Raw genomic sequence first — 25,921 nt, forward strand, 5'->3', positions numbered from 1 at the left:
TCGGGGCTTAATACAAATCATGCCTGATCAGATGCCGTCCGCTGCTGCTGCGCCATGAGAATCGCGCCGTCAACTGCGTCGGCCTTGGGGAGAATCATCGCAGCCTGAACTTCCCCTGCAATATAGGGGCTGAGTCGCAGAGCGACGCTGCCGAAGAGCGAGAGCCTCTCAGCCCCTAGCCTCAGCAGCCCGAGCCCCAGTTGTTCGATAGCGTTTGCAGCCCCGCCCAGAAGCCGGGTGGCGGCGGGATCGCCGGTTTCGCCGGCTGCGAAAATGCGTGGCACGAAGGCGGCATAGTCACGGGGCAGGGCGCTCAGGCTCCAGCCTATCATCGCGCTTGGATCATCGCTAAAGGCATCAAGCAATTCGGTCATGAGCGGCGTGCGCGGGGCAAGCCCGTCGCGGGCCAGAAGAGCCAGCCGAAGCGCTGCCCGTCCGAGCTGAGCGCCGGACCCATCATCGCCGAGGGCAAAGCCATGGCCGCCTAGCGCATGCCTTTTGCCATTCACCAGACATAGCCCGGCCGAGCCCGTGCCAGAGATGATGATGCCGCCATTTGCTGTGCCATGCGCGCCCAGACAGGCGATGTAGGCATCATCATCGACTGCAATTCCAGCAAATGGCCAGTCTAGCGCGGCAATTTCCCCGGCAATCTGCCGGTTGATGACGCCGGCAAGACCAAAACCTGCCCAGGTTTGACGCAAATCTTCCTGTGTCAGCCCGCCTGCATCGGCGGCGGCGCTGATGGTTTTACGGATTGTGTCAAGGGCCGCAGTCCGGTTCTGCGTGATATTGCCGGTACCGCCGCTGGCCTCGGCGACTAGGGCGCCGGAGGCCGCGCGTATGCGGACGCGACATTGCGTGCCGCCACCGTCAACTCCAAGAAAATAAGTGTTTGGCATGAATCGTTTGCTCAATATTCAAATGCTGGCCGAGCGCTGAAATTACCAGACAAAGGCGTCTGTTTCGCGGCGTCTGCCCATCAGCATGGCATCGGCCACGAGGTGGAGCGGGCGGGCGTCAATATCGCTCTGGCCTGTTTCGATCAGCTGGTAGAACCGGCGATATATATGCCGGTATTCGGCGTCGTGGCCCGAAAGTTCCGGCTTTGCGTCAACGAAAAGCCTCGTGCCGCCATGGGTTAGTTCCAATGTGCCGCCGTCGAGCAGCGATATTTTGATAGTCCAGGTCTGTTCGCCTTCCTGACGCCAGTCGAATTCGGCACGAATGGGCGTTCTGGCGGCGCCATAGCCGCCGTGCATGCCGAGGCTGGCTGCAATCGGCGTCTCGCGATTGGCCGGAAAGAGCAGATCCGCCGTTTCGATGAAGACGGGTTCGGGCATGATCTTGACCAGAACTGACAGAGCGTTGATCCCCGGATCAAACACGCCAAAGCCTCCGGCCTGCCATATCCATTCCTGTCCGGGATGCCAGCGCCGCACATCTTCCTTCCAGATAATATCGACCGATCTGGCCCGGCGCGTTTTGAGAATTTCGGCGGCCCTGTCAACCGCCGGGTTATATTGCGAATGCCATGTTGCGAACAGGCTGCGTTTTGCTGCGGCGGCTGCAGCGACCATATTGGCGAGTTCCGCGACGCTTGATGTCGGCGGCTTTTCGATGAGAACATGTTTTCCCGCCTGCAGGGCGGCGATCGTCAGATCATGCCGGACAGAGGGCGGTGTGCAATTGGCTACGGCGTCAAGCTCGGGCATTGCGGCGAGCATGTCTTCCTGATGGCGAAAGGTGCGCGCGCCCGGATGTCCGATGCCACGCTGGCTGGTGATCGCCACCAGTTCGAACAATCCCGTTTCCTCGATGGACGGGATGTGCTGATCCGTGGCGATTTTTCCGAGTCCAACCAGTCCGAGCTTCAATTTTGTCATTGGCAATTCCAGTTCGGCTAACCACTATTCTTATAACGAGCATTTTACCGGGTTTTGCAGCGAAAATCCTGCACTGTCGACACTATCACACGATTTAAATTTCTGGCCGCCCGGATGTCGTCGGTTGACGTTGAATGGTGGAATTCATTCGCCTTTGCGGCGATTGGCGCTATTCTCATGATATTTCGTCGGTTGGGAGCATAAAATGAATCGGAAATCGCTTGTCGAGAAGACTGGGTCTTATGGCCGTATTGCCTTTCTGGCATTTATGGCTTGTACCCTGGCGGTGCCTGCCAAGGCTGCTTCCGATCCGCTTGCTGCGCTGATCGCCGGTCCTCAGAGGGCTGAGAAGAACCGGCAACGCGACATGTATCGGCACCCTTATGAAGTGCTGACCTTTCTCGGTGTCACGCCGCAGAGCCACGTGGTTGAAATTTTGCCGGGTGCGAGCGGATATTGGACGGAGATTTTGGCGCCATATCTCAGAGATGCCGGTCTCTATATTGCAGCCAACGGCCCGAAGACATCCACCTCAGAAGAGACAATCAAGGATAATGCCGGGTTTCAGGCAAAAGTGGCTGGCCGGCCAGACCTTTACGGCAAGGTGGAGATAAGCGAATTTGAGGCAGATTCTTATCCTATTGCGCCGCCCGGCAGTGCGGATTTTGTTCTCACCTTCCGGAACTTGCATAATTGGATGGCCAAGGGCGAGGCGGATGCGGCGCTGAAGGCATTTTACAAGGCGCTGAAGCCCGGCGGAATATTGGGGCTCGTCGATCATCGCGGCAAGCCCGACGAACCGCAGGATCCGCTGGCGAAGTCCGGTTATGTGCGTCAGGACGTGGCGGTCTCTCTGGCAGAAGCGGCCGGCTTTCAATTTGTTGCAAGCTCGGAAATTGATGCCAATCCGAAGGACACAAAGGATTACGCGGTCGGCGTCTGGGCCTTGCCGCCTGTTTACCGGCTCAAGGATCAGGACCGCGACAAATATGCCGCGATTGGAGAAAGCGATCGTTTTTTGCTCAAGTTTGTTAAACCCGCCGCTTCAAAATAGGAGTTCGGACTTTCGAATTGCGGTGGCGGATGGTGTTTGAAAGCGAGGTCAGATCATGGCGGCCAAAAGCGACCACAAGCCGATCCTCTCTCACAAATTCCGCGTCAAGCCGGAGCAGAAAGTCGAGCTTTCCGCCTGGCCGACAATGGTCGAGCCAGTTTATGAGTCGAAGGACGATTATAAGGCCATTCTGGCTGACCACGTCGCCCATCTGAGCAAGCAGCAGGACTTGCTCTATGCGACGGACAGCACTTCGTTGCTGTTGATTTTTCAGGGTATGGACGCTGCGGGAAAGGATGGCGTTATCAAGCATGTGATGTCCGGCGTTAATCCTCAGGGTTGCCGTGTGTTCAGCTTCAAGCATCCCAGCGCCGAGGAATTGCAGCATGATTTTCTCTGGCGCACCACGCGTCATCTGCCCGAGCGGGGCCAGATTGGCATATTTAACCGTTCCTATTATGAAGAGGTGCTGATTACGCGCGTTCACCCGGAAATTTTGCTGAGCGAGAGGTTGCCCGACGCCCGCTTGAAGGATGATCAGATCTGGAATGACAGATATAAATCGATCCTTGATCTCGAACATCATCTGCATCGCAATGGCACGCAGGTGATCAAATTCTTTTTGCACCTGTCCAAAGAGGAGCAGCGCAAACGGTTTCTCTCGCGGATCGACGAGCCGGAAAAGAACTGGAAATTCAGCCGCGCCGATATCGAGGAGCGGCAGTTCTGGCACAAATACATGCAGGCATATGAAGCATGTATCGGCGCGACCAGCACCCATCATGCGCCGTGGTACATCATCCCGGCAGACGACAAACCCAATGCGAGACTGATTGTCTCGCATATTCTGGGCGAACATATGAGCGACCTGAAGATGGAATTCCCGCATTCCGACAGCGCGCGGGAACATGAACTTCAGGGATTTCGCAAGCTGCTGGAATCCTGAGCGCGCGGCGGCCTTAGGGCCGCGCAGCCTCATTCCATGACAACATGCTCTTTTGCCAGCGGCATGTTTCGCTTTGGCTGACGCAGGATCAGAACAAGCGGCATGACAATGACGGACATCAGCATCAGCAGCTTGAAGTCGTCGATATAGGCAATGATATAGGCCTGCAGGTTGATGATCTCATCGAGCGCGGCGCGGCCGGCAAGCTGCAGCGGGTTGAGGCCAAGCCGGACAGCCGGCTCGGCAAAGGCATGGTTGAAGGGCGTTACATAGGCAGCGATCGACGCATGATTGATCTGGACATTTTCAACCAGCAGGGCTGAGACGATGGAAATGCCGACGCTTGAGCCGATGTTGCGCGACAGGTTGTAAAGGCCGGTGCCTTCGCCGCGCAATTCCGCCGGAAGCGTGGAAAAGGCGATGGTGGTCAGCGGCACGAACAGAAAACCCAGTCCGCTGCCCTGAACAAAGCCGACAGAAACAATGGTCCATTGTGAAACATCCGGTGTCCAGCCGGTCATGTCATACATCGCCCATGCTGTAAGCCCGAAGCCCAGCAGCAGCAGAATGCGCGTATCGACCTTGCCGATCAGCCTGCCGACGAGGAACATGCTCGCCATCGTGCCGATGCCGCGCGGCCCCATGACAAGCCCCGCCGTGATCACTGGATAACCCATCAGGGTCTGGAGATAGGGTGTCATCAGGGCCAGCGAGGCAAGATAGGTCACGCCGATGATGAAAATGAAAAACATGCTCACCGAAAAATTCCGGTCGAGAAACAGCCGCGGATTGATGAAGGGCCGTCGGGCCGTGAACATGTGAACCAGCAGCAGGTAAAATGCTCCGGCCGAGACAAGCCCCTCTATAAGGATTTCGCCAGATGAGAGCCAGTCAAGCTGTTCGCCGCGATCGAGAAAAAGCTGCAGCGAAGTGATGCCGATGCTCATGGCGATGAAGCCGAACCAATCCAGCTTGGCGCCGTGGTCGATCTTGGTTTCCTTGACGAACAGCACAAGGCCGGAGAAGGCCAATAGTCCGATCGGCACATTGATGTAGAACACCCAGCGCCAACTGATATTTGCCGTAAGCCAGCCGCCGATCACCGGCCCGAGAACCGGCCCCACCATGACCGACACGCCAAAAAGCGCCATTGCGGAGCCACGCTCTTCGGCGGTGTAGATATCCAGCAGGAAGCCCTGCGACAGCGGCACAAGCGCCGCGCCAAAAAAGCCCTGCAAAAGGCGGAATGCGACGATCTGAGGCAGAGACTGCGCAAGACCACACAGAACCGAAGCTGAAACGAAGCCGACAATGGCCGTGAGCAGCACGTTTTTGCGGCCGAAACGCGCAGCAAGAAAGCCCGAGGGCGGCGTCATGATGGCGGCGGCAACGATGTAGGATGTCAGCACCCAGTTGATCTGGTCGGCGCTGGCGGACACGCTGCCCTGGATATAGGGCAGCGCGACATTGGCGATGGTCGTGTCCAGCGCCTGCATGATCACGGCCAGAATCACGCAGGCCGTGATTGCGCCGCGATTGGCAACCTTGACGAATCCGTCCTCACTCATGGGTCTTTTTCCCCGGCGAACCAAGGATTGGCTGCAGGAAAGAGGGCCAGCCGCGCGGATGTCCGGTGTCGACCGCAACAACCACACTCATGCCGACGCGCAGCGGCGGTTTGCCGTCCATGTCTTCGATGCTGACGCGCATGGGAATGCGTTGCACCACTTTCACCCAGTTGCCGGTTGTGTTCTGTGCCGGCAGCAGCGAGAAGCTGGCGCCCGATGCCGGGCTTATGCTCTCCACCTTGCCGTGCCACTCGACGTCAGGATAGGTGTCCACGGTTATCGTGGCGGGCTGCCCCGGCTTGACGTAGGTCAGTTCGGTCTCCTTGGGGCTGGCCGTCACCCACATTTTTGTGGTCGACACCAGAGAAAAGCCGGCCTGCGACGCTGGCAGATAGGCGCCCACCTGCAAGGCGTTCACATTGGTGACGGTGCCGTCGAAGGGCGCGCGCACGACTGTGTCGTTCAGATCGCGGCGGGCATTGTCGACCGCAGTCTGCGCCTGAAGATAGAACGGATTTTTCTCCAGCGGCAGGCTGGCGTCATTGCCGAGCTGCGCAAGCATGGTCTGAGCCTGTGCCTTGGCCACGATCACCTTCTGGCGGGCGCTGTCGAGATCATGCTGGGCCTGATCGAAGGCGGCCTTGGAGGTCGAGGCGCTGGAGACGAGATCCTGCTGGCGCTTGAACGCGGTCTCATAATAGGCCACGTCGGATTCGGCCTGCTTGATCTGCGCCTGCGACAGATCGTAGCTCGCCTGTAATGTCAGAATCTGGTTGCGTACGGTGCCGAGCTGGGCGATGGCGCCGTCGAGCGCTGTCTTGAAGGCATCCTGCCTGAGGCGGAACAGCACCTGACCTTTGTGGACCGTCTGGTTGTCGGTCACCTCAATCGCAGCCACAGTGCCAGAAACATCGGTTGAAACGCCGACAGTATCGGCCCGGATATAGGCGTTGTCGGTGGTCATAACTTCGCCGCCAGTCGCATAGAGATAGGCAAAGGCGATAAGCGCGACCGGCAGCGCCGCGAACAGCAGAGGACGCAGGAGTTGTTTCTTTTCTTGAGTAGCTTGGTCAGTCATTTTGCGCATTTCTATCTTCGACAGGCTGCCGGCAGGCATCCAGAAGGTTTGTTTTCATTGTGGTGAGTATGCGCGTCAGATCGGCGCGATCTTTCGCGGAAATATCGTTCAGCGCCTCGCCGCGCGTGACTTCGCCGATGGCGCGCATCTGGGTGAGGAGCGGGCGGGCATCCTCACGCATGAAAAGCAGCCAGATGCGCCGGTCGGTGGGGTGGCGCCGTCGTTCAATCATGCCACGCTCTTCGAGTTTATCGATGATATGAACAAGAGTGATGGGCTCGATTTCGAGAATTTCGGCAAGCCCGCCCTGATGAATGCCTTCATTATTGGCAAGATAGGCCAGGGTCTGCCATTGCGAGCGCGTCAGGCCGAGCGCCTTCGCACGCTGCTCGAAACGTTTGCGCAGCAGGCGCGCAACGTCATGGAGAAGGAACCCGAGTGTCGGATTATTGTTGTCCAAGGTTGTTGTGCCTGCTATTAATAAGGATGTATATGATATAGGTATTTATATCATGGAAGCTGTGTTTGCAAGCAGGGGAGAGCCTGAGTGTTGAATAATCTGGTGGTCGGGCGCCGTGTGCGCAGCTTTGCCAGTCTGGCAGGAGGGCTGCTTATCTCGCTCTCGCTGGCCGGCGGCTTTGCCGCTGTGCCAACTTCGGCCTATGCCGGATCGTCCGTATCTTGCGGCGGCGCGGCCATGATGGGCGGCGCACAGTTGATGTGCAGCCAGACCAGCCCGTCCAGCCCGGCGCAGATGTGCAACTTCAGTTGGGCGCTGATGACCGAAGAACACGCCAGTCAGGTGGTTCAGGGATCCTTCCTGCTGCCGCCGCAGGCGAACAATGTTCAGGTATATCAGGGTTCCGGTTTTGCATTCGCTTTAAGCCCGCCCATTATCATGTGCGAGAGCGGCAAAGCGCACTGAAAGCGGACTTTCTTGTCGCAGTATCGGGATTCTGTCATGAGACATTAAAAAATTTGGCCGGAGGAATAAATCTGATCAAACGGTCAAATTTTAAATTACTCATATAAAACAAATATTTAATATGTCTTATTCATCAAATTTCGCAGTCATTAAACTGTCATTTTCGCAAAATCGCGAGCCTTGACACAAATCTGTAATCAAGATCGTATTATGTCCCAGCATTGTAAGTGCTTTCACTTCGCGATGTATGGAGACCGGTATGAAAAATTCATTTCTGACTATTTCGTCATTAGCTGCCCTTGCCGCATTTGGCATCATCGGATCTGCCAGCGCCGGTGCCATGGATGATCTCGCCGCCGCCGCGAAGAAGGAAGGCCAGCTGACCGTCATCGCTCTCCCGCACGACTGGTGCGGTTATGGCGGCGTCATCGACGGTTTCAAGGCCAAGTATGGCCTGACGGTCAACGAACTTAACCCGGACGCCGGTTCGGGCGATGAAGTTGAGGCGATCAAAGCCAACAAGACCAACAAGGGTCCGCAGGCGCCTGACGTGATCGACGTCGGCCTGTCGTTCGGCCCATCCGCCAAGGCCGATGGCCTGATCCAGCCCTATAAGGTTTCCACCTGGAGCACCATTCCGGACAGCGCCAAAGATGCTGACGGATATTGGTATGGCGATTATTACGGCGTGCTTGCGTTTGAGGTGAATGCCGATCTGATCAAGAAGAGCCCTGCCGACTGGAGCGATCTTCAGTCCGCCGATTATCGCAATGCGGTTGCGCTGGCCGGTGACCCGCGCTCGGCAAATCAGGCTGTTCAGGGCGTGTTTGCCGCTGGCCTTTCCGCTTCTGGCGGCGATGTCGACAAGGCTGGCGAAGCTGGTCTGAAGTTCTTCGCCGACCTCAACAAGGCTGGCAATTTCGTGCCGGTGATCGGCAAGGCCGCGTCGCTGGCGCAGGGCGCTACGCCCATCGTTATCCGCTGGGACTATAATGCTCTGGCCGATCGCGACACGCTGAAGGGCAATCCGAAGGTGGATGTGGTCGTGCCGAAGTCCGGCGTGGTGGCTGGTGTTTACGTGCAGGCCATCAGCGCCTTTGCGCCGCATCCGAATGCCGCCAAGCTCTGGATGGAATATCTTTATTCCGACGAAGGGCAGCTTGGCTGGCTGAAGGGCTATTGCCACCCGATCCGCTTCCAGGACCTGGCAACGAACAAGAAGATCCCGGCCGACGTTCTGGCCAAGCTCCCGGCTGCCGAGGCTTACGCCAAGGCCCTGTTCCCGACGCTTGACCAGCAGAGCAAGGCCAAGGACACCATCACCAAGCAGTGGGATAGCGTTGTGGGCGCAAACGTCGCCAAGTAAAATTCTGTTTCCAGCCCCGCCGGATCTTCCGGCGGGGCATTGCATCTGAAATCGGATTAGTTGTGACAGTTCCTGTGCATTCTCCCTCGCGATTGCCGTTTCTTGCGGGATTGGCTTGGAATTGGTTGGGCGTTGCGCCCTTTTTTCTTTTTACCCTGCTGTTTCTGATCCTGCCGACAAGTTCGCTCATCATTGGCGGCTTTCAGGATGCCGAAGGGCATTTCACCTTTCACAATATCGTCCGCCTGTTTCAGCCTTCGATTCTTCATGCCTATCTCATCAGCATCGAGATCAGTGCGGCTTCGGCAATAGGCGGCGCGATTATCGGATTTTTTCTGGCCTATGCGGCGGTTGGCGGCAGATTGCCGGGCTGGGTTCGCTCCGTGCTCATGACGTTCAGCGGCGTAGCGTCCAATTTTGCGGGCGTGCCGCTGGCATTTGCCTTTCTGGCGACACTGGGGCGCACCGGTCTGGTGACCATGCTGCTGATGCATTATTTCGATTTCAGCATCTACCGCGCCGGCTTCAATCTGCTTAACTTTTTTGGCCTGACGCTCACCTATCTCTATTTTCAAATTCCTCTGATGGTCTTGATTCTCACGCCCGCACTGGACGGCATGAAGAAGGAATGGCGCGAGGCGTCTTCGATTCTGGGGGCCAATACGGCGCAATATTGGCGCTACATCGCGCTGCCTGTGCTGTGGCCGAGCCTGCTGGGTGCGACCTTGCTGCTGTTTGCCAATTCGTTCGGCGCGGTGGCAACGGCTTATGCCCTGACCGGCAGTTCGCTCAATATCATCACCATCCTGCTGTATGCGCAGATCCGCGGCGACGTGCTGCATGACCAGAACCTTGGTTATGCGCTGGCCCTTGGCATGATCCTGATCACGGGAATATCCAATGTCACCTACATCTGGCTGCGGACACGCGCGGAAAGGTGGCTGAAATGAAAAAGTCCACTTTCGGCCCCTGGGTTACTATGGCGTTCGGTGCCTTGTATTTTCTCGTTCCGCTAATCGGCACGTTCGAGTTTTCGCTGCGTCTCAAACGCGATGCCTATTCATTCGAGGCTTATCGCATCGTTCTGACAGATCCGCATTTTCAGGCATCCTTCCTGTATTCGACGACACTTGCGCTGCTGACGATTGTGATTGGCATTCTTCTGGTTGTACCGACAGCTTATTGGGTGCAACTGAAATTGCCGCACCTGCGCCCGGTTGTGGAATTCATCACGCTCATGCCGCTGGTCATACCGGCCATCGTGCTCGTGTTCGGGTATCTGCGGATGTATAACAGTTCGTCCTATCTGCCGCTGACCGACTCAACCCGAGGCACGGATCTGCTCCTGACTTTCGGCTATGTCACGCTGTCGCTGCCCTATATGTACCGCGCTATAGATACAGGCCTGCGCGCCATCGACATACGCACATTGACGGAAGCTGCCGAAAGTCTGGGCGCGCATTGGACGACCATTCTGTTCAAGGTCATCTTTCCCAATATCAGGGCCGCCATTCTGAGCGGTGCATTTCTGACATTTGCGATTGTGATCGGCGAGTTCACTCTGGCGAGTCTGCTGGATCGTCCGGCATTCGGGCCGTATCTGCAACTTGTCGGCGCCAACAGGGCCTATGAGCCGGCGGCTCTGGCCATTATCGCTTTTGTTGTCACCTGGGCCTGTATGGGCCTGATGCAAGTTTTTGGCGGCAACCGCCAGACAAGAACCAGTTAGTCCGGGGATAGTATGACCTTCGTGCAGTTGCAGAACCTGCGTAAAACCTATGGCGCCAATGCGGTTGTCCATGATTTCACGCTGTCTATCGAACGCGGGGAGTTTATCTCCTTTCTCGGGCCGAGCGGCTGCGGCAAGACGACAACCTTGCGCATGGTTGCCGGATTTGAAACGCCATCGGTCGGAAATGTCATCATTGACGGCAAGAATGTCACCAATCTTCATCCGAGCCGGCGCAATGTCGGCATGGTGTTTCAGTCCTATGCGCTTTTCCCCAATCTGACGGTTGCAGAAAATATCGCGTTCGGTCTGAAAGTGGCCAAACGTTCGCCCGCCGAGATCAAATCCCGCGTGGACGAAATGCTGGACATGATCAAACTGCCGCAGTTGGGCTCCCGCTTTCCTTATCAGTTGTCGGGCGGCCAGCAGCAGCGCGTGGCGCTGGCGCGGGCCATTGCCGTCAAGCCGCAGGTGCTCCTGCTGGATGAGCCTCTTTCGGCGCTCGATGCGAAGATCCGTATTTCATTGCGCGAGGAAATCCGGGCGCTGCAGCGTGATCTTGGCATTACGACGATTTATGTCACCCACGATCAGGAAGAGGCGCTCTCGATGTCCGACCGCATTGTGGTGATGCATGAGGGCAGGGCGGATCAGGTCGGCACCCCGTTTGAAATTTATAACAGGCCGACGACCCGATTTGTGGCAGCTTTTGTCGGTACGCTCAATCAGCTGGCCGGTGTCAAAGCTGTCGATGGTTCGGTCAATATTGACGGGCAATCCATTGCCGCTCCGCAGGCGGCGCAGGAGGCCGCAGGAACCAATGTCACGCTGGCGCTGCGTCCGGAAGCGCTCGGTCTGGCGCCGGACAGGCTGCGCACCAATGTGCTGAAAGGCCGGGTCGACGAGGTGCATTTCCTTGGTTCAGTGGTGCGCATGCGGGTCAAATTCGGCATCAATTCCCTGTCATTCGACACATTCAATAATCCGGGCATGCCGCCGCCGCAGCGCGGAACAGAAGTTTCGCTTTATTTCAATCCGGATGATGTTCTGATCCTGAAGGGCTAAACCGGCAGAGCCTGGAGCAGAGCGGGCAGGTCCTCTATGGATTCAACGATGTAATCGGCGTGGCGGGCCAGCGTGTCGCGGCTGGCGGGGCCGGTCAGGACAGCGATGGCCACGGCGCCGGCGCGTCTGGCGGCGTCCATGTCATGCAGCGAGTCGCCCACCATGCCGATATGGTGCGCCGCAGCGCCGATATGGCGGGCAAAGCCGTGGATCATTCCCGGCTCGGGTTTTGCGCCGAAGCCGGAATCATATCCGGCGATAAAATCAAGATGCGGCAGCAGGCCGAGAGCTTCCGCCTGACGGCGCGCGGCGCGCTCGACATCATTGGTGGCAATGCCCAGCGCCACGCCCAGCGTCCGGAGGTTGCCAAGCACATGCGCAGGATTGCCGACGGGCGCAAGCGAGTGGGCGCAGGCTTCAATCAAACGTGCGTTTGTATCCTGCTCGAATTGCGAATCCAGTGGCACCCCGAGCGCTTCGGCCCAGTGCGGCCCATAATCGGCCCATGTTCCGGCAACAAATCTTGCTCCGGGCCTGAAGCCTGAAGTTGTCAGATCATATTCCAGCGCGGCAGCGAGCCGCGCCAGTTTTGCGGTATCGCCGATGCACTGGCTGCGCATGACATCGAGGACGGCCGGGTTCCATGTTTCGTTGAAATGGATCAGCGTGCCGTCCTTGTCAAAAAGCAGGCCTTTGAGCGGCATCAGAGCTTACCCGCATGGGCGGCAAGGAATATGGCCCTGGCACCGTCCAGTGTCAGTTCGACCGGATTGCCGCCCGCTGTCGGATCGACAATGGCCATTGCGGCGATTTCATCGATCCGGTCTGCCGGAACATTGATTTCGGCCAGCGTGTGCGGAATACCGATTTCTTGGCGCAGCGCCAGTATCCACTTCTGGAATGCGTCAAAAGACGCCTCAAGCCCGATATAGGCCGCAAGGCGCGCAATACGCGGTTCGATCGCGGCGCGGTTAAAGGCGAGCACATAAGGCATGAACACCGCATTGGTCAGGCCATGATGTGTGTCGTATAGGGCCCCGACGGGATGCGAGAGCGAATGAATGGCGCCCAGACCCTTCTGGAAGGCTGTCGCGCCCATGGCGGCGGCGGACATCATGTCGGCGCGCGCCTCGATATCAGCGCCGTTTTTTACGGCGCGCACCAGCGCCTGTCTGACGAGGCGGATACCCTCAACGGCGATACCGTCGGCCATGGGGTGGTAGCCGGGAGCGCAATAAGCTTCGAGACAATGGGCCAGCGCATCCATCCCTGTGCCGGCGGTCAGTCTGGCGGGCAGGGCAATGGTCAGTTCAGGGTCGCAAATGGTCACCTTGGGCATCATCGCCGGATGGAAAATCACCTTTTTGGTGTGAGTGGCTTCCTGCGTGATGACGCCGGCGCGGCCAACTTCGGAGCCGGTTCCAGCCGTCGTCGGCACAGCAACGACCGGCGCGATACCGGCCGGATTGGCCCGCGTCCACCAGTCGCCAATATCTTCGAAATCCCACATCGGGCGGGTTTGCCCCGCCATGAAGGCAATGACCTTGCCAACATCCAGGGCCGAGCCGCCTCCGAACGCAATCACGCCGTCATGCTTGCCGGCGCGCATGACCTCCAGCCCGTCATAAACATTGGTTTCCACGGGATTGGGCTTGATCTTGGAAAAGATCCCGGCTCTCAGTCCGGCGGCGCTGAGATCGGCCATTGCAGCGCCCACCATGGGCATGGCGGCAAGGCCGGGGTCTGTCACGAGAAGCGGAGCCTTCATGCCGGATCTGACACAGGCGGCTGCCAGTTCCTTGATGCGCCCGGCGCCGAACCAGATGGTGGTGGGATAATTCCAGTTTGAACGAGGTGACATGGATGTGCTTTCAGATTTTGGTCTTGAGATGGAAGCTCTTTGGCCGGGTCAGCATTTCATAGCCGATAACGGAAAGGCTGACGCCGCGGCCCGTATCCTTGACGCCCGTCCAGGCAAGGCCGGGGTCAAGATAATCACAGCGGTTCATATAGACAGTGCCGGTTTCTATCTGACGGCCAAGGCGGTGAGCGGCCTCTTCATCCCGTGTCCAGATGGAAGCGGTCAGGCCATAGGGGCTGTCGTTCATCAGGTGCACGGCTTCAGCGTCATCTGAAACTTTCATAATGCCAATGACAGGGCCAAAATTCTCCCCACGCATCAACGACATGGAATGATCGACATTGGTGAGAATCTGCGGTGCGACATAGGTGCCGGAGCCCCGGTCTGCCGGAAAATCCGCTGCAGGAATATGGGGTGTGGCTCCGCGCGCAACCGCCTCGGCAATCTGCCTGCGCACCACATCGGCGCCTTTGGCTGTGGCCATCGGGCCAAGCGTGGTTTCCTCGTGCAGCGGATTGCCAAGGACATATTTGCGCGTGAGTGCGACTGCGCCTTCGACGAAAGCGTCAAAATGCCTTTCATGCACATAGACGCGCTCGATGCCGCAACAGCACTGGCCCGAATTGAAGAAAGCACCATCGACAATATTTTCGATGGAATAGGCAAGATCGGCATCCGCGCGGACATAGGCCGGGTCTTTGCCGCCCAGTTCCAGCCCCAGCGACATGAATGTGCCTGCTGCCGCACGTTCAATGGTGCGCCCACCCTCGACGGAGCCGGTGAAATTGCAGTGATTGACCTGATGCTTGGTAAGAATTGCTGCCGTTTGTTCATGGCTGAGGTGCAGATTGGCAAATAGCCCCTCCGGCAGGCCGGCAATTTCCATGGCGCGCGCCATGCGCTCTCCGGCAAGCAAGGTCTGCGTTGCATGTTTGAGCACGACGGCATTGCCTGCGATAAGGGCTGGAGCGACGGTATTGATGGCTGTCAGGTAGGGATAGTTCCATGGCGCGATCACCAGAACCACGCCCACCGGTTCGCGCTCGATGAAACGCGTAAAGCCGGGACGGCCAGGCTTTGGCACATGCGGGGCCAGCGCTTCCTCGGCGATGGCCGCCATGTGGCGGATGCGCTCCTCTACGCCGCGAAATTCGCCGCCATAGCGCACCGGACGCCCCATTTGCAGCGCCAGTTCCGGCACCACTTCCTGATTCATGGCCAGCAAGGCCTCCAGAAAGCGCAGCACGGCCTCCCGGCGCACAGCCAGCGGCTCATGCGCCCAGTGTTTTTGCGCGGCATGGGCGGCTTTCAGCACATGATCTATATGGGCCTGAGTTGCCAGCGGACGGCGTGCCACTTCGCGCCCGTCGATCGGGGAGATGCAGACAAGATCGTTCATTGCAATATTCCCTCAGATGATTTCAAAATAGCGGGCGAGTTGCCAGTCGGTGATGGCTTTGCGGGCTTCGCGCTCCTCCCACAAACGCGTCGCAGCATAATGGTCGACGAAGAGATCGGAAAATAATTCGCGTGCGGCTTTTGAGCGCTGCAAACGCTCTGCGGCCTCTGTCAGCGTGCGCGGGAAGTTCCGCTTTGCTGGAATTTTTGCCGCATAGGCATTGCCGACAATCGGCGCATCCGGCTCGATTTTATGTTCGATTCCCCAGAGCCCGGCGCCAATCGCGGCGGCAAAGGCGATGTAGGGGTTAATATCTGCCGCAGCTACACGCACTTCGACGCGCTGGCTCTTTTCGCCGCCGGGAATGACTCGCAGCGCGCAGGTGCGGTTTTCCACGCCCCATGTTGCCGATGTCGGCGCCCAGAAGCCGGGAATGAGCCGCGTGTAGGAATTGACCGTGCAGGCGATCATCGCCAGCAGATCCGGCATTAAAGCCTGCTGCCCGCCAAGGAACCAGCGCATTTCCTGCGACATGGCGTGAGGCTGGGTCGCATCGTGGAAGATGCTCCTGCCGGTGGCTTTGTCGTTGAGGGAAATGTGCAGATGTCCGGATTGGCCCGGCCAGTCCTGCGACCATTTGGCCATGAATGTGGCCATCAGGCCGCGCCGCTGCATCAGAATTTTGGTGAATGTCTTGAACAGGGCGGCTTTGTCGGCCGAGCGCATGGCGTCATCGACTTTAATGGCCGCTTCCAGCACGCCGGGTCCGGTTTCGGTGTGAAGACCTTCAACCTCAACATCAAATTCCCGAAAGAAGTTCATGATTTCATGATAGATATCTGCATGTACGCCGGCCCGCAGAAGCGAATAGCCAAAATAACCGGGCGTGAGGGGCCGGAGGTTCTGATAGTTCTTTTCGCGCACGGAATTGGGTGTTTCCTCGAAGACGAAAAACTCGAATTCCGCAGCGGATCTGACCGAATAGCCCATGGCATCGGCCCGCGCCAGCACACGTCCCAGCAAGCCGCGCGGGCAGGCATGTGCGGCATGGCCGGTGAATTCGCCGATGAACAGCGGAACATTATCTTCAAAGGCGATATGCCGCATGGTTTCGGGCACAAGCCGCGCGCCGGCATCGGGATAAGCCGTGTGCCAGCCGGTGAGCGTGGTGTTGTCGTAAAGCTGGTCGTTCGAGTCCCACCCGATCACCACGTCGCAAAAGCCGAAGCCCTTTTCCATGGCGCTCTCAAACTTGCCGCGCTCCAGATATTTGCCGCGAAACACGCCGTCTATATCAAAAACGCCAACCTTGACATGGTGAGCGCCGCTGGCCCGGACCAGTTCAATGGCCTGCTGGGGTGTCGTTGGCTTTGCCGGTGTCATTGTCGTCCCCCGTTCAGAATGTTCATAATATCAGCGCCGCGTCGAAGGCCTGCGCCAGCTTCTGCGCCCAGTGCTTTTGCTGCTCCGGCCTGGCGATAAGGTCGTTGCGGATTTCGATCATGGCCGTCTGCAGATTGGTTCCGCGCGAATGCCGCTCCAGCGTGTGATAGACGCGGTCGGAAGGCGTATAGGGCACGTTGAGATCGGCGTTGATTTCAGGATCTGCCTGCAATGCGCGCAGCAGAGTGTGCGCAAGGCTGTCTTGCGGCCCGGTGATCAGGCCGATGTGCCATGGCCGGGCGACGCCTTTGAATATTGGTGTGAAGCTGTGGATGGAAGCCAGAGCCTTCAGATGCGGACGCGCGCCAATAAGCTTAGTCAATGCGTCATGAAACGGGGTGTAGTACTCTTGCGCGCGCCTCAGCTTTTCCGCGTCGCTGAGATTTTGATTGCCCGGAATTGGCGTGGTTTCGCTGATCGAGGGCATGGCGTCAAAATCGCCGGGGTCGCGGTTGAGGTCGATGACGAGCCGGGAAATGTCGGCGTGGATCAGCGGTGCGTCGATGAATTCGCTCAAGGCCTGCGCCACCGGTAGCGCGCCCGGGTCCCAGGCGATGTGGCGGGTGATTTCCAGATCCGGCAAGCCGAGATTGTGATAGGCCTCCGGAATGTGGTTTGACGCATGTTCGCACACCAACAGCAGCGGCGCTGCGCCACTTGCGTTGAAAATTTGTGCGGCCATCAAATCCTCGTTAAACCTGACCAAAGCGTCAGGTAATTTATGGGCGAAACATGGCCGATGCCAAGTGCTAATATCAGCGGCGACCCATCAGGCGTGTTGCATGATCCGGCGCGTTTCAATATCGAGATCCTGCATCTTTTTATAAATTTCCCGCTTGCGCTGGTGGAACGTCCCGATAGAGCCATCATCCGGCAGTGTCTGCGCCCGGACGCGCGACATGCTCGCCATAGCCTCTTCCAGCGAACTGAAACGTCCGTCGGCTACAGAACCCAGCATGGCGGCGCCCAGCAGCACGGGCTCGTCTGTTTCCGGCAGGCAGACGCGCAATCCCGTGGCATCGGCGATGATCTGGCGCACGAGCGCGCTGCGTCCCGCGCCGCCGCTTATGGCGATTGTGTCCAGTTGATAGCCGCTGTTGCTCTGCGCAGCGACGATATCGGCAATGCCATAGGCAAGCCCGCAAAGCACTGCCACGTATAACCGCTGCAGGCTGGCGTGGTCCGTAGCCAGATCAAGGCCCATGATGGCGCCGCGCATATGCGGATCGGCGACAGGCGAGCGGTTGCCGTTCACATCCGGCAGAACATGCAGATCGCGCGCCGCCAGTGCAATATCCGATAAATTGCCGTATTGCCGGAGCAATTCGGCTTCAATCGTTTCAAAAAGTTCGGTTGAAGGCCTTTGACCCGACGCCGCAAGGCTGGGATGCATCGACATGAAATGATCGACCGCAGCCCCTGCGGCGGACTGGCCGCCCTCGGTCAGCCAGCTTGAGCGGGTCAGGGCGGAATAATACGGTCCCCACAGGCCGGGCACAAAAATCGGATCATTGGCAATCGACATGCAGCAGGCGGAGGTGCCCATGATCAGCGCCATCAGGCGGCGCGGATCGAGATCCCTGCCAAGGGTGTCGCGTCCGCCGATGGTTGCCAGCGCGCCGGCATGGGCATCGATCAAGGCAGCGGCGACATGTGTGCCGGGCTTAAGTCCCAGATCGCGGGCGGCGGATTCGGTCAGTCCGTCGCCGATCTTCGTACCCGGTGCAACAATCTGGGTGCCGATGCGCTTGAACTGTTCCTGCGCGAGATCGCCAAGTCCGATCTCTTGGAAATAATCCGGACGCCAGCTGTTCTCATGCGCCAGATATGTCCATTTGCAGACAAGCGTGCATATTGAGCGCGCAAGGGAACCTGTCGCGCGATAGGTCAGATAATCCGAAAGATCGAAGAAGTGTGCGGCTTTCGCATAGGATTGCGGCAGGTTTTCTTTCAGCCACAGCAGCTTGGGGGTTTGCATTTCCGGCGAAATGGTGCCGCCAACATATCTGAGCACCTCATGGCCGGTGGCGTTGATTCTGTCTGTCTGCGCCATGGCCCGGTGATCCATCCAGACGATGACATTGCGGTTGGAGTCTCCGTGCCGGTTGACGGCTACCGGTTTGTCATCATGATCGACAAGCACAAGCGAGCAGGTGGCATCGAAGCCGATGCCTTTGATCTGCACGGCATCAAGTTTCGAAGCGGCAAGCGCCGCTTTTACGGCGATACAAGTTGCCTGCCAGATATTTTCGGAGGATTGCTCGACAATATCGCCCGATTCGCGCCATATCTGGATGTCTTTCTTGCCGACGCCGGTCAAATGGCCGTTCTCGTCAAAAATGCCGGCACGCACACTGCCCGTGCCGACATCAACACCCAGATAATAGTCAGGCATATATGGTCCCCGTCCTCATCCAAATCGTGGATGAAGCGTAGGTTACCAGCAAGTATAGCCGCCGTCGACCTGCATAATCGAGCCTGTCATCAGGCTTGCGGCATCCGTCGCCAGGAACATGACGGCAGATGCAATCTCATCCGGTTCGCCCAGACGCGCCATCGGCGTGCCGTCAATCCAGGCCTGGAACATCTTCTGGTTCTGCTTGGCAAAGGCCGTCAGCGGCGTGTTGATGTAGGTCGGGGCGACGGCATTGACGCGCACGCCGCGCGAAGCCCATTCCGCTGCCAGCGACTTGGTGAGATGGTGCACGGCGGCCTTGGACGCATTATAATAGCTCTGTTCCTGCGGCTTGTTGACGATGAAGCCCGACATGGAGCCGATATTGACGATGGAGCCTTTTCCGGCTTTCAACATATGTTTGCCGAACGCGCGGCAGCACCAGAAGGTGCCGTTCAGATTGACGTCGATGACATTGAGCCAATGTTCGTCAGTAACCGTTTCTGCGGGGGTTTCGCTGCGGGCAATGCCGGCATTGTTCACGAGAATGTCGATATGCCCGTGTTTCTTGATCAGCTCATCGGCCACTGCATTGACACGGGCGGTATCCGTTACGTTCATGATGACGACCTCGGGGGAATATCCCTTCGCCCGCATGGCGTCGCGCCCTTCATTGGCCACTTTTTCGTCCATGTCCGCGATGATGACATGAGCGCCGGCTTCCAGCAGTGCTTCGACGCAGGCCAGACCAATGGCCCTGCCGCCGCCGGTGACCACTGCATTGCGACCTTTGAGATTGAATTTTTCCAGATACATAGCTTTCTCCTTCAGCTCAGATCAGTGTAATTTCATTTGCCCGGCTGCCGCGCCGCCCTTTATCTCTGCAACCTGCTTGGCCAGTTGTTCATCAGATGGCATCGCCCTGTTGGTTGAACCGATGAATGCGTTGCGGATTCGGGGTCAGGAAAATGCGATCGCCCGCCCTGACCGGAAAATCGCCGTCGGCGCGAACTGTCAGCTGGCCGATGTCGTCCACGTCGAGATAGAGAAACGTATCGCTTCCCAGATGTTCGGCGATGCCGACAGTTGCCTTCCACTCGCCTTCCGAAGTGGAAATGGCGATATGTTCCGGACGGACGCCGATGCTCTGCGCGCCGTGTTTGCCTGCTGGTGCGCCGGTGATGATGTTCATGGTTGGCGAGCCGATGAATTTGGCCACGAACAGATTGCGCGGGCGCTCGTAAAGCTCCAGCGGCGATCCCGCCTGTTCGATGTTGCCCCGGTTGAGAACCACGATCTTGTCGGCCATGGTCATGGCCTCGACCTGATCATGTGTCACATAGATCATCGTGGTTTTGAGAGATTGATGCAGCTTGGTGATTTCAAGGCGCATCTGCACGCGCAGCGCCGCGTCGAGGTTGGAGAGAGGTTCGTCGAACAGGAATGCCTTGGGTTCACGCACGATCGCACGGCCGATGGCGACGCGCTGCCTCTGCCCGCCGGAGAGCTGGCCGGGTCGCCGGTCGAGATAGTCCGTCAGGTTGAGCATCTTCGCGGCATGGCTGACCTTGGTCTCGATCTCCGCCTTGGGAACGCCGGCCATTTTCAGTCCGAAAGCAATATTGCTGCGCACCGACATGTGCGGATAGAGCGCATAAGATTGAAAGACCATCGAGAGGCCGCGCTTGGCCGGAGCGAAATCCGAAACATTGACATCGTCGATGAAGATGTCGCCTCCCGAGCCATCTTCCAGACCGGCAATCAGGCGAAGCAAAGTCGATTTGCCGCAACCGGAAGGGCCGACGAAAACAACAAAAGAACCGTCGTCTATGGTCAGGTCGACGCCGGGAATGATCACGACATCCCCGAAGGTCTTGCGCAGGTTTTTAAGAACAATCTTGCCCATGGGAATATCCTATTTCACGGCGCCGAAGGTGAGGCCACGCACAAGCTGCTTCTGGCTGAACCAGCCGAGGATCAGGATCGGCGCAACGGCAAGGGTGGACGCTGCCGAAAGCTTGGCCCAGAACAGACCCTCGGGGCTTGAGTAGGAAGCGATGAAGGCGGTGAGAGGCGCCGCGTGCGTGGTGGTGAGGTTAAGGGTCCAGAACGCCTCGTTCCAGGCCAGAATGACATTGAGCAGAACCGTCGAGGCTATGCCGGGAACGGCCATGGGCGCGAGCACATAGACAATTTCCTTCCAGCGCGTCGCGCCATCCATCCGGGCGGCTTCCAGTATTTCGCCCGGAATTTCCTTGAAATAAGTGTAGAGCATCCAGATCATGATCGGCAGATTGCCCAGAAACAGAATGCCGATGAGGCCGGTGTAGGTATCGAGCAGGCCCCAATCCCGGAACAGCAGATATATCGGCACGAGCACGCCCACGGCGGGCATCATCTTGGTCGAGAGCATCCAGAGCAGCACCTGTTTCGTGCGCTTTGTCGGCGCGAAGGCCATCGACCAGGCCGCCGGAATGCCGATCAGCAGGCCGAGCAGCGTCGAGCCGCCGGAGAGGATGATCGAATTCATGGCAAAGCCGAAGTAATTACTGCGTTCCTGAACAATGGCGTAATTTTCCAGAGTCCAGTGAAAGAACAGGAATTTCGGCGGCATGGCGAAGGCGTCGGCTTCGCTCTTGAAGCTGGTCTGCACCATCCACAGGATCGGAAAGAAGATCAGGAAGGCCAAAAACCAGGTGATGAGCGTGGTGATGATGCGGCGCTGCGCAGACTGACGGCGGGCCATGGTCATGCCTCCAGATTTTTGCCGACCATACGGGTCAGGAAGGCCGCGACTATATTTGCAAGAATGACGGCGATGAGGCCACCCGCCGCCGCGCCGCCCGCATCATATTGCAGAAGCGCCTGCGCATAGACGAGGAAGGGAATGTTGGTGGTGGCAAGGCCCGGGCCGCCGCCGGTCGTCACGAATATTTCCGCGAAAATGCTGAGCAGGAATATAGTTTCGATCAGAATGACGACCGTGATCGGGCGCGCGAGATGCGGAAGCACGATATAGATGAAATAGGAGACGGGCGGCGCGCCATCCATCTGCGCAGCGTCCTTTTGTTCGCCGTCCAGGGATTGCAGGGCGGTCATGATGATGAGCGTTGCGAAAGGCAGCCATTGCCATGCCACGATCATGATGATCGCGACCATCGGATAGTCACCGAACCAATCGACGGGCTGTGCGCCAAAAATATGCGCAATCCAGGCAAACATGCCGGAGACGGGGTGCAGGAGCAGGTTTTTCCAGATCAGTGCGCTGACGGTCGCCATGACGAAGAAGGGCGCAATGACCATGATGCGGACGATGCCCACGCCCCATATGTCCTGATCCAGCAGCAGGCCCATGCCGATGCCGCCGAGGATGGTGATCAGCAGAACTGAGCCGACGAGCACCAATGTATTCCACAAGGATGTCAGAAAGGCCGGGTCGGTGAGGAAATAGTAGAAATTCGACAGGCCGGCAAAGGTGCGGGTACCCGGGTCCAGCAGATTATAGTTCAGCACCGAGAAATAGAGCGTCATCGCCAGTGGAACAATCATCCAGGCCAGCAGCATGATGATGGAGGGGGCGGCCAGCAAGCGGCCGGCGAGGCGCGTTTCTTTAGTGGCCATGATCTGATGCCTGCTCATGAGAGGATAAGACCGGCACAGCGCGCACTTAACTCAAGAAGACGCGCCATGTGCGTGAATTCCTTCCCCCGGTTGTCTGGGAGGACACAACCGGGGGAGGGCGGGGAGATTCAATGCTCCCGCTTATTTTGGGGAACTGACGCTGGACCAGTTCCCCTGAGCGGATTACTTGTTGTAACCGGCCTTCTGCATCTCGCGCTCGGTCAGGGACTGAGCGTTCTTCAGGGCGTCGTCAACCGAGGTCTTCCCGGCAAGCGCCGCGGAGAACTGCTGGCCAACGCTTGTAGCTATGCCCTGAAATTCCGGAATGGCGACGAACTGCACGCCGACATAGGGAACCGGCTTGACCGTCGGATGGGCCGGATCAGCCGAGTTGATCGAGTCCAGCGTCATCTGCGCGAAGGGCGCAGCCTTCAGATATTCCGGATTCTTGTAGAGCGAGGTGCGCGTGCCCGGAGGTACGTTGGCCCAACCTTCCTTGGCGGCCACCAGTTCGGTGTAATGCTTGCTGGTTGCCCAGGAAACGAACTTTTCGGCAGCGTCAATCTTCTTTGAGCCCGCAGGAACGGCCAGTGACCATGCCCAGAGCCAGTTTGCATTTTTCCCGAGGCCGGTATTGGGCGCCAGAGCAAAGCCAACCTTGTCGGCGACCTTCGAATCCTTGGGATTGGTGACGAATGAGGCAGCGACGGTTGCGTCGATCCACATGCCGCACTTGCCAGAATTGAACAGAGCCAGATTTTCGTTGAAGCCGTTCGAGGATGCGCCCGGAGGTCCGGCAACCTTCATCAGGTCGACATAGAACTGAAGTGTGTTCTTCCATTCTGGGGTGTTGAACTGAGGATGCCACTTTTCATCAAACCAGCGCGCGCCAAATGAATTGGACATGGCGGTGAGGAAGGCCATATTTTCGCCCCATCCGGCCTTGCCGCGCAGACAGATGCCATAGGTGCCCGAAGCCGGATCATTCATCTTCTTTGCCGCTTCGGCAACGAAGTCCCAGGTCGGCGATTCCGGCATTTTCAGCCCGGCCTTATCCATCAGATCCTTGCGATACATGACCATCGAGCTTTCGCCATAGAATGGCGCTGCATAAAGCTTACCATCGACTGTAAGGCCGGAGCGGATAGGCGGCAGGAGGTCGTTGACGTCGTAATCCGCGCCGAGCTTGTCGAGCGGAACGAGCCAGCCTTTTTTGCCCCAGATCGGTACTTCATAGGTGCCGATGGTGAGCACGTCGAACTGGCCACCCTTTGTCGCAATGTCCGTGGTCACCTTCTGGCGAAGGACGTTCTCTTCGAGCGTGACCCATTCAAGCTTGATGTCGGGATTGGCCTTGGTGAAATCATCCGTCAGCTTTTGCATGCGGATCATGTCGCCGTTGTTCACGGTGGCGATGGTGAGTGTTGTTTCGGCAAATGCAGCGGTGGTGATCAGCGTGAGTGCTGTCGTACCGGCAAGAAGCGCCAGTGCCTTATTCATCGTTCTCTCCCTTAATATGGGCATTTGCCCTTGTTGATGGCAAATACTCGCACCGCCCTTGATCGTTGTCAATCCGCCGCCCAAATAAAATTGGCGCGCCGGACTTTTTCAGTCGGGCGCGCCTGAGCAGAGGCCAATTCTATTTTCCGGCGTCAGGTCAGCAGGGCATCGGCGGTGGTTTCGTCGGTGATCAGGCCGCTGATAATTTTTCCGCGCATGGCGCCGAGAATCGCCGCCGCTTTGGCGACGCCCATGGCCACTGCGATCACCTGTGCCTCGCTTGTATTGCGGGTGGGGGCGCTCACAACCCGGTCGTTGGTCAATCCCTCGATGAATATTCCGTCCTTGTCGAACGCGCGGCCGGTGATTTCGCCGACCGCGCCTGCCCGGACCAGCGCACGCAATTCGTTGCGGTCAATGAAGCCGTCGACAAGCAGGGGCGCGCTCTCGCCGATCTGGCCGACGCCGACCATGGCCACATCCGCTTTTTCGGCAAGGGCATAGATCTGCCGGACAGGGCGCAGGTTCAGGATCGTTTCGCGCTCCTCCCGCGACAGGGCGAATACCGGGATCGACATGGGATAGTGCGGCGCATTGGTCTTGTCGGCAATTTTCGTGATGACATCATAAAAGCTGGCCGTACCATCCGGCGCCACATTGCCGATCAAGGAAACTATCTTGTGCTGCGGGCAGTCCATTGACGGAAGCTGATTGACCGCGGCGCGGATCGAGCGTCCGGTGCCGACGCCAAGAATAACCGGCTCGGAAGAGCGCAGAACCCGCTCCAGATAGTTGGCGGCGGCTTCGGCCGTGCCGAGCACGGTGCTGGTTGAGCCGGGATCGGAAGGCACGACATCGCAATATTGCAGTCCAAACTTGGATTTGAGGCGTTCCGCGCGATCCATGCAGGCGGCGATCGGATGATCCAGCCAGACCTTGATCAGTTTCTCGCTGACAGCGAGAGACACAAGGCGCTGTGCCACCTGCCGCGAGACGCCAAGCTTTCGGGCAATCTCGTCCTGATTGTTGTTTGCGACATAATAGAGCCACCCGGCTCGGGCAGCGTCGTCAAGGCGTGAAGTCTCAGTTGCAGGCGGCTTTGCCATTATGGTGATCCAGTTTGAACCCAGGCCTCCACATATATGTAATCAGGGCCGGTCTTGCCAACACCATCGCAGACCGAACCTGTCTCGTTTTCGATATTTGTGGTTTAGCCGGTCAATTCCTTCAGGAATTTGGCAAATTCATCGTCATCGACAGGCACGACATGTTCGGGTGCGGGATAGGCGCCTGTTTCGACATCGGCGCGGAATTCCCTGAACGCGGCAATGCGTTCCTGTTGCAGGCGGTCATATTCGGCGCGAAAATTGCGATAGGTTTTGGCATGGCGCGGCTTGTGTCCGCGCGTATAGCCCAGCACATCTTCTGCAAAAAGATATTGTGCGTCGCCGCCCGCGCCCGCACCCATGGAGAGCATGATCAGCGAGGTACGCTTCGAGATTTCCGCCGCGACGCGGTCGGGAACCACTTCAAGTTCGGCGCCGATCGCCCCGGCTTCCTCGAGTTGCTTGACGTGCCGATAGACGGCGAGCGCCTGATCGGCGGTTTTGCCCACGGCCTTGAAACCGCCCGTCCAGGTGGCCTTGGACGGAATGAGCCCCACATGGCTGATGACGGGTATGCCCTCTGCGGCAAGCTTGCGGATCGTGTCGAGGCTTGCGGCGCAATAGACGGCATCGCCACCGATCCTGATGGCGCGGTGGGCGGCGCGCAGGTAGTCCTCGTAAGTGCAGAGTTCGCCATAAAGCAGGCCTACCTGCACGAAGCAGTTGCCCGCCGCCGCGCGCATGTCCGGCGTCCAGACCGGATCAACGATCGAGAGAATGTCGATACCGGCTGCCGCCGCAGCAGCGGCTTCGTCCGGCGTATCGACGAAGAGCATGGTCAGCTGGCGCTTGCCCTTCAGGGCGCGCAAATCGGCAATTGTTCTGCGTTGGCTTTTCATGGGTTCTTCCTCGATCATGCGCTCTTATGTCGGCCTCAGGTTTCGTTGATAGCATGGCCGGACAATTTATGATAGATTTC

25 protein-coding genes are annotated in these 25,921 nt (G+C 58.2%); 7 read left to right on the forward strand and 18 right to left on the reverse strand.

Features of this window, described 5'->3' with window-relative positions:
- Window positions 1–17: 17 nt before the first annotated feature.
- Window positions 18–902 (reverse strand): glucosamine kinase nucleotide-binding domain-containing protein, encoded by an 885-nt coding sequence (locus tag AC0N03_RS08215; protein WP_474288186.1) that lies wholly within the window; start codon window positions 900–902, stop codon window positions 18–20.
- 42 nt (window positions 903–944) lie between these two features.
- The gene (locus AC0N03_RS08220; protein WP_474288187.1) at window positions 945–1,886 is read right to left on the reverse strand and encodes a Gfo/Idh/MocA family protein; all 942 of its coding nucleotides are present in this window, start codon (window positions 1,884–1,886) and stop codon (window positions 945–947) included.
- A 205-nt stretch (window positions 1,887–2,091) separates the two neighbouring features.
- Here AC0N03_RS08220 and AC0N03_RS08225 point away from each other — a divergent pair, with 205 nt between their 5' ends.
- Window positions 2,092–2,940 (forward strand): class I SAM-dependent methyltransferase, encoded by an 849-nt coding sequence (locus AC0N03_RS08225; RefSeq protein WP_474288189.1) that lies wholly within the window; start codon window positions 2,092–2,094, stop codon window positions 2,938–2,940.
- 55 nt (window positions 2,941–2,995) lie between these two features.
- The gene (locus AC0N03_RS08230; RefSeq protein ID WP_474288190.1) at window positions 2,996–3,886 is read left to right on the forward strand and encodes an ADP-polyphosphate phosphotransferase; all 891 of its coding nucleotides are present in this window, start codon (window positions 2,996–2,998) and stop codon (window positions 3,884–3,886) included.
- Window positions 3,887–3,915: 29 nt separating this feature from the next.
- Here AC0N03_RS08230 and AC0N03_RS08235 read toward each other — a convergent pair whose 3' ends face one another.
- Genes AC0N03_RS08235 through AC0N03_RS08245 form a run of 3 tightly spaced genes read right to left on the reverse strand, consistent with a single transcriptional unit; the run spans window position 3,916 to window position 6,992 of the window.
- On the reverse strand, window positions 3,916–5,454 hold the full coding sequence (locus AC0N03_RS08235; protein ID WP_474288191.1) for a DHA2 family efflux MFS transporter permease subunit: 1,539 nt from the start codon (window positions 5,452–5,454) through the stop codon (window positions 3,916–3,918).
- On the reverse strand, window positions 5,447–6,532 hold the full coding sequence (locus AC0N03_RS08240; RefSeq protein ID WP_474288192.1) for an HlyD family secretion protein: 1,086 nt from the start codon (window positions 6,530–6,532) through the stop codon (window positions 5,447–5,449). Before AC0N03_RS08240 ends, AC0N03_RS08235 begins: the two co-directional genes overlap by 8 nt.
- Window positions 6,525–6,992, reverse strand: coding sequence for a MarR family winged helix-turn-helix transcriptional regulator (locus AC0N03_RS08245; RefSeq protein ID WP_474288193.1), 468 nt, complete (start codon window positions 6,990–6,992; stop codon window positions 6,525–6,527). Before AC0N03_RS08245 ends, AC0N03_RS08240 begins: the two co-directional genes overlap by 8 nt.
- An 87-nt stretch (window positions 6,993–7,079) precedes the next feature.
- Here AC0N03_RS08245 and AC0N03_RS08250 point away from each other — a divergent pair, with 87 nt between their 5' ends.
- From AC0N03_RS08250 to AC0N03_RS08270, 5 genes are all read left to right on the forward strand, one after another.
- On the forward strand, window positions 7,080–7,457 hold the full coding sequence (locus tag AC0N03_RS08250) for a hypothetical protein (protein ID WP_474288194.1): 378 nt from the start codon (window positions 7,080–7,082) through the stop codon (window positions 7,455–7,457).
- A 259-nt stretch (window positions 7,458–7,716) separates the two neighbouring features.
- Entirely contained in the window at window positions 7,717–8,823 is a 1,107-nt protein-coding gene (locus AC0N03_RS08255) for an ABC transporter substrate-binding protein (RefSeq protein WP_474288195.1), read from the forward strand.
- Between the two features lie 62 nt (window positions 8,824–8,885).
- Complete coding sequence (locus AC0N03_RS08260; RefSeq protein ID WP_474288196.1) at window positions 8,886–9,773, forward strand: ABC transporter permease; 888 nt, start codon at window positions 8,886–8,888, stop codon at window positions 9,771–9,773.
- Window positions 9,770–10,552: an ABC transporter permease gene (locus tag AC0N03_RS08265; protein WP_474288197.1), complete on the forward strand. Its 783-nt coding sequence runs from the start codon at window positions 9,770–9,772 to the stop codon at window positions 10,550–10,552. Before AC0N03_RS08260 ends, AC0N03_RS08265 begins: the two co-directional genes overlap by 4 nt.
- Window positions 10,553–10,564: 12 nt before the next feature.
- Window positions 10,565–11,617 (forward strand): ABC transporter ATP-binding protein, encoded by a 1,053-nt coding sequence (locus AC0N03_RS08270; RefSeq protein WP_474288198.1) that lies wholly within the window; start codon window positions 10,565–10,567, stop codon window positions 11,615–11,617.
- Here the strand turns inward: AC0N03_RS08270 and AC0N03_RS08275 are convergent.
- The 13 genes from AC0N03_RS08275 to AC0N03_RS08335 form a co-directional block, all read right to left on the reverse strand.
- Complete coding sequence (locus AC0N03_RS08275; protein WP_474288199.1) at window positions 11,614–12,321, reverse strand: HAD family hydrolase; 708 nt, start codon at window positions 12,319–12,321, stop codon at window positions 11,614–11,616. The two genes, AC0N03_RS08270 and AC0N03_RS08275, sit on opposite strands and share 4 nt — an antisense overlap.
- The gene (locus AC0N03_RS08280) at window positions 12,321–13,478 is read right to left on the reverse strand and encodes an iron-containing alcohol dehydrogenase (protein WP_474288200.1); all 1,158 of its coding nucleotides are present in this window, start codon (window positions 13,476–13,478) and stop codon (window positions 12,321–12,323) included. The genes AC0N03_RS08275 and AC0N03_RS08280 overlap by 1 nt, the downstream gene beginning before the upstream one ends.
- Window positions 13,479–13,488: 10 nt before the next feature.
- The gene (locus AC0N03_RS08285) at window positions 13,489–14,877 is read right to left on the reverse strand and encodes an aldehyde dehydrogenase family protein (protein ID WP_474288201.1); all 1,389 of its coding nucleotides are present in this window, start codon (window positions 14,875–14,877) and stop codon (window positions 13,489–13,491) included.
- 12 nt (window positions 14,878–14,889) lie between these two features.
- Window positions 14,890–16,260, reverse strand: a complete 1,371-nt coding sequence (locus AC0N03_RS08290) for a glutamine synthetase family protein (RefSeq protein WP_474288202.1) — start codon at window positions 16,258–16,260, stop codon at window positions 14,890–14,892.
- 22 nt (window positions 16,261–16,282) lie between these two features.
- On the reverse strand, window positions 16,283–17,002 hold the full coding sequence (locus AC0N03_RS08295) for an N-formylglutamate amidohydrolase (protein WP_474288203.1): 720 nt from the start codon (window positions 17,000–17,002) through the stop codon (window positions 16,283–16,285).
- A gap of 87 nt (window positions 17,003–17,089) precedes the next feature.
- Entirely contained in the window at window positions 17,090–18,715 is a 1,626-nt protein-coding gene (locus tag AC0N03_RS08300) for an FGGY-family carbohydrate kinase (protein WP_474288206.1), read from the reverse strand.
- A 42-nt stretch (window positions 18,716–18,757) separates the two neighbouring features.
- Window positions 18,758–19,531 (reverse strand): SDR family NAD(P)-dependent oxidoreductase, encoded by a 774-nt coding sequence (locus AC0N03_RS08305; protein ID WP_474288207.1) that lies wholly within the window; start codon window positions 19,529–19,531, stop codon window positions 18,758–18,760.
- Between the two features lie 91 nt (window positions 19,532–19,622).
- Entirely contained in the window at window positions 19,623–20,621 is a 999-nt protein-coding gene (locus AC0N03_RS08310) for an ABC transporter ATP-binding protein (protein WP_474288208.1), read from the reverse strand.
- Window positions 20,622–20,630: 9 nt separating this feature from the next.
- A complete protein-coding gene (locus AC0N03_RS08315; RefSeq protein ID WP_474288209.1) occupies window positions 20,631–21,461 on the reverse strand; it encodes a carbohydrate ABC transporter permease in 831 nt (276 codons plus the stop codon).
- A gap of 2 nt (window positions 21,462–21,463) precedes the next feature.
- Window positions 21,464–22,336: a carbohydrate ABC transporter permease gene (locus AC0N03_RS08320; protein WP_474288210.1), complete on the reverse strand. Its 873-nt coding sequence runs from the start codon at window positions 22,334–22,336 to the stop codon at window positions 21,464–21,466.
- A 183-nt stretch (window positions 22,337–22,519) separates the two neighbouring features.
- Window positions 22,520–23,728: an ABC transporter substrate-binding protein gene (locus AC0N03_RS08325; RefSeq protein ID WP_474288474.1), complete on the reverse strand. Its 1,209-nt coding sequence runs from the start codon at window positions 23,726–23,728 to the stop codon at window positions 22,520–22,522.
- A 260-nt stretch (window positions 23,729–23,988) separates the two neighbouring features.
- Window positions 23,989–24,942 (reverse strand): sugar-binding transcriptional regulator, encoded by a 954-nt coding sequence (locus AC0N03_RS08330; protein WP_474288211.1) that lies wholly within the window; start codon window positions 24,940–24,942, stop codon window positions 23,989–23,991.
- 104 nt (window positions 24,943–25,046) lie between these two features.
- Window positions 25,047–25,841 (reverse strand): 3-methyl-2-oxobutanoate hydroxymethyltransferase, encoded by a 795-nt coding sequence (locus AC0N03_RS08335; RefSeq protein ID WP_474288212.1) that lies wholly within the window; start codon window positions 25,839–25,841, stop codon window positions 25,047–25,049.
- Window positions 25,842–25,921 lie beyond the last annotated feature (80 nt).

Source organism: Methylocystis sp. sgz306128 (genome assembly GCF_056032725.1).